The organism is Streptomyces montanus, from assembly GCF_005786655.1.
Classification (GTDB): Bacteria; Actinomycetota; Actinomycetes; order Streptomycetales; family Streptomycetaceae; genus Streptomyces; species Streptomyces sporangiiformans.
The window spans coordinates 1-4,168 of record NZ_VBZC01000068.1 but is presented as its reverse complement, the minus strand read 5'-3'; the positions used below and the strand labels follow the sequence as shown (position 1 = coordinate 4,168).

4 protein-coding genes are annotated in these 4,168 nt (G+C 72.9%); all 4 read right to left on the bottom strand.

All coding sequences use genetic code 11. The features are described from left to right. Positions 1-311: 311 nt before the first annotated feature. Positions 312-1,109, bottom strand: a complete 798-nt coding sequence (locus FE633_RS39365) for a type III pantothenate kinase (RefSeq protein WP_119101414.1) — start codon at positions 1,107-1,109, stop codon at positions 312-314. Between the two features lie 9 nt (positions 1,110-1,118). After that, positions 1,119-2,102, bottom strand: coding sequence for a carboxylating nicotinate-nucleotide diphosphorylase (gene nadC, locus FE633_RS39360; protein ID WP_138050004.1), 984 nt, complete (start codon positions 2,100-2,102; stop codon positions 1,119-1,121). Between the two features lie 5 nt (positions 2,103-2,107). Continuing rightward, on the bottom strand, positions 2,108-3,877 hold the full coding sequence (locus tag FE633_RS39355; RefSeq protein ID WP_138049969.1) for an L-aspartate oxidase: 1,770 nt from the start codon (positions 3,875-3,877) through the stop codon (positions 2,108-2,110). Next, the coding region (locus tag FE633_RS39350; protein WP_138049968.1) for a pantoate--beta-alanine ligase at positions 3,874-4,168 on the bottom strand (295 nt) is incomplete at its 5' end. The genes FE633_RS39350 and FE633_RS39355, both read right to left, overlap by 4 nt.

Below are 4,168 nucleotides of genomic sequence, written 5' to 3'. Positions count from 1 at the left end.
TGCCGCCGCGAGATCCGTAAGGCGTGGGCATGGGGCGACGATACGCGCTAATCCGACAAAATCCGCAGAACGGGCGCGTGTCGGCTCCGCCGGGGCGCGGGTGGGCGGGCCGGGGGCTGCGCCCCCAGGCCCCCCGGGTTCGTTTTTCGGCTGCGGGTCGGTCGTGGCTGGGCGCGCAGTTCGCTGCGCCCCTGGCCGGGGCTACGCCCCCAGGCCCCCCGACGTTCGTATTTCGGGTGCGGGTCGGTTGTGGCTGGGCGCGCAGTTCCCCGCGCCCCTGGCCGGGGCGCCCCACTCGCACTCAGCGGGCGTCAGGTTCGGGAGACGTTGCGTTCGTAGACCAGGCGGAGGCCGATCAGGGTGAGCCAGGGCTCGTGTTCGTCGATGACCGAGGATTCGCCCAGCACCATCGGCGCGAGTCCGCCCGTCGCGATGACCGTGACGTCGTCGGGGTCGTCGGCGAGTTCGCGGGCCACGCGGTTCACGATGCCGTCGACCTGGCCGGCGAAACCGTAGATGATGCCCGACTGCATGGCCTCGACGGTGTTCTTGCCGATCACACTGCGCGGCCGGGCCACCTCGATCTTGCGGAGCTGAGCGCCCCTGACGCCGAGTGCCTCCACCGAGATCTCGATGCCCGGCGCGATGACACCGCCCACGTACTCGCCCCGCGCGCTGACCGCGTCGAAGGTCGTCGCCGTACCGAAGTCGACCACGATCGCCGGGCCGCCGTAGAGCTCGACGGCGGCGACCGCGTTGATGATGCGGTCCGCGCCGACCTCCTTGGGGTTGTCCATCAGGATCGGCACGCCCGTCTTGACGCCGGGCTCGACGAGGATGGCGGGAACGTCGCCGTAGTACCGGCGGGTCACCTCGCGGAGTTCGTGCAGGACGGAGGGGACCGTGGCGCAGATCGCGATGCCGTCGATACCGTCGCCCAGCTCCTCGCCGAGCAGCGGATGCATGCCCATCAGGCCCTGGAGGAGTACGGCGAGCTCGTCGGCCGTGCGGCGCGCGTCCGTCGAGATGCGCCAGTGCTCGACGATGTCCTCGCCGTCGAAGAGGCCGAGGACGGTGTGGGTGTTGCCCACGTCGATGGTCAGCAGCATGGCTCGTACCTACTCCGCCGCTCGCAGGTCGAGGCCGATGTCCAGGATCGGCGAGGAGTGCGTGAGCGCGCCCACCGCGAGGTAGTCGACGCCGGTCTTCGCGTACGCCGCCGCGTTCTCCAGGGTGAGGCGGCCCGAGGCCTCCAGCAGCGCGCGGCCGTGGACGAGGGCCACGGCCTCCTCGCACTCGCCGGGCGTGAAATTGTCCAGCAGGATCAGGTCGGCGCCCGCGTCCACGACCTCGCGCAGCTGGTGCAGGGTGTCGACCTCGACCTCGATCGGTACGTCCGGGAACGTCTCGCGTACGGCCCCGAAGGCCTGGGCGACGCCGCCCGCGGCGACCACGTGGTTGTCCTTGACCAGGGCCGCGTCCGAGAGGGACATGCGGTGGTTGACGCCGCCGCCGCAGCGCACCGCGAACTTCTCCAGGGAGCGCAGTCCGGGCGTCGTCTTGCGGGTGTCGCGCACGCGCGCCTGCGTGCCCTCCAGAGCGTCCGCCCACGCGCGTGTGGCGGTCGCGATGCCGGAGAGGCGGCACAGGAGGTTCAGCGCGCTGCGTTCGGCCGTCAGGAGGTCACGGGTGCGGCTCGTGACGCTCAGGAGCTTCTGGCCGGCTTCCACCCGGTCGCCGTCGTCGACGTGGCGCTCGACCTCGAACTCGTCCGTGCAGACGACCGAGACGACCGCTTCGGCGATCCTCAGGCCCGCCACGACGCCCGCCTCGCGGGCGGTGAAGTCGGCGGTGGCCACGGCCTCCTCGGGAATGGTCGCGACCGTCGTCACGTCCACGCCGTGGTCGAGATCCTCCTCGATCGCCAGATGCGCGATGTCCTCGACCTCGACGGGGTCGAGCCCGGCGTCGGCGAGGAGCTGGGAGAGGGCGGGGTCGAGGCCGCACTCCAGGGCGTCGGTGTCGTACTCCCCTTCGGCACCGCAGCCGCAGCCGTCGCCGCAGCCACCGCCGTTCAGGAGGGGAAGATCGGGGTTGCTCACTACTGTCACTGCTCCTGGGTACGGGGCGCCTGCTGGTGCATGGGGGTCCCCCCGGCTCGAGCGAGGTCGAGGGCCCGGGGAAGGGTCGGGGGGAAGTCTGCTGTGTCGGTGGTGCGGAGCGCGAGGGTGCGATCGGGATTCAGCCGTACGACGATGTGGCGGGACCAGTCCGTGTCGTCGCGGTCGGCGTGGTCCTCGCGCCAGTGGCAGCCGCGGGTCTCCTCGCGCAGGCGAGCGGCGGCGACCAGGACGCGAGCCACGCACAGCAGGTTGGTGGCCTCCCAGGCGTCGACGCCCGGCTCGGCCGTCTTGCCGTTCTCGGCGAGCGTGTCGCGCGCGTCGGAGTGCAGCCGCTCCAGGCGGTCGGCCGCGGTCTCCAGGGACGCGGCGGACCTCAGGACGCCGGCGCCGTCGCTCATGACCCGCTGGATCGCGAACCGGGCCTCGGCGGGCAGCAGCGGGTGGACGGGCTGCTCCGGGTAGGCGACCGGGGAGGGCACGCGCGCGTGGAGGCTCTTTTCCTCGTGCCGGCCCGCGATGTCGGCGGCGATGCGCTCGGCATAGACCAGGCCCTCCAAGAGGGAGTTGGAGGCGAGCCGGTTGGCGCCGTGCACGCCGGTGCAGGCGACCTCGCCGCACGCGTACAGGCCCGGGACGGTCGTACGGCCGTGGGAGTCCGTGCGCACGCCTCCGGAGGCGTAGTGGGCCGCCGGGGCGACCGGGACGGGCTCGGTGACCGGGTCGATGCCGTGGGCGCGGCAGGCGGCCAGGATCGTGGGGAAGCGGTGCTCCCACATGTCGGCGCCGAAGCGGCGGGCGTCCAGGTACATGTGCTCGGCGCCCTGCTCCTGCATGCGGCGCATGATGCCCTTGGCGACGATGTCGCGGGGCGCGAGCTCGGCCAGTTCGTGCTGCCCGACCATGAAGCGCACACCGTCCGCGTCGACGAGGTGGGCGCCCTCGCCGCGTACCGCCTCGGAGACGAGCGGCTGCTGGCCCTCGGCGTCCGGGCCCAGGAAGAGCACGGTCGGGTGGAACTGGACGAACTCGAGGTCGCTGACCTCCGCTCCGGCGCGAAGTGCCAGCGCCACGCCGTCGCCGGTGGACACGGACGGGTTGGTGGTCGCCGAGAAGACCTGGCCCATACCGCCGGTCGCGAGGACCACGGCGGGCGCGTGGACGGCTCCCACGCCGTCGTGCTGGCCCTCCCCCATGACATGCAGGTTGACGCCCGCGGTGCGGCCGTCGGCGTCCGTCAGCAGGTCCAGGACCAGGGCGTTCTCCACCGTGCGCAGGCCACGCGCGCGTACCGCCTCGACGAGCGCCCGGGAGATCTCGGCACCGGTCGCGTCGCCGCCCGCGTGCGCGATACGGCGGCGGTGGTGGCCGCCTTCGCGGGTGAGTTCCAGGTCGCCCTCTTCGGACTCGTCGAAGTGGGCGCCGGTCGCTATCAGACGGCGTACGGCGTCGGGGCCCTCGGTGACGAGGATGCGTACGGCCTCCTCGTCGCACAGGCCCGCGCCCGCCACCAGCGTGTCGTCGAGGTGCTGCTCGGGGGTGTCGCCCTCGCCCAGAGCCGCCGCGATGCCGCCCTGGGCCCAGCGCGTGGAGCCGTCGTCGAGGCGGGCCTTGGTGACCACGACGGTCCGCAGGCCCGCGGCGTCGCAGCGCAGGGCCGCGGTGAGTCCGGCGACTCCGGAGCCGACGACCACGACGTCGGCGGCGATGAACCAGCCGGGGGCGGGCGCGTGCAGACGTATGCCTGTGCTGGTCACGAGGCGGCTCCGAAGGTCAGGGGAATGTTGTCGATCAGCCGGGTCGTCCCGACCCGGGCGGCGACGGCGAGGACCGCCTCGCCGGTGTAGTCGTCCGGGATCTCGGTGAAGTCGGACGGATCGACCAGCGCCAAGTAGTCCAGGGCGAGCGGGGGTTTGAGGCGGGCCGCGTCGTCGAGGACGAGCCGGGCGGCGGCACGGACCGCGGCGGGGCCGCCCGGGGCCGCCTTGGAGACGGCGTGCGCGTCGGCGGCGGCGCGGGACTCGCCCAGCGCGCTGAGCGCCTCGGCA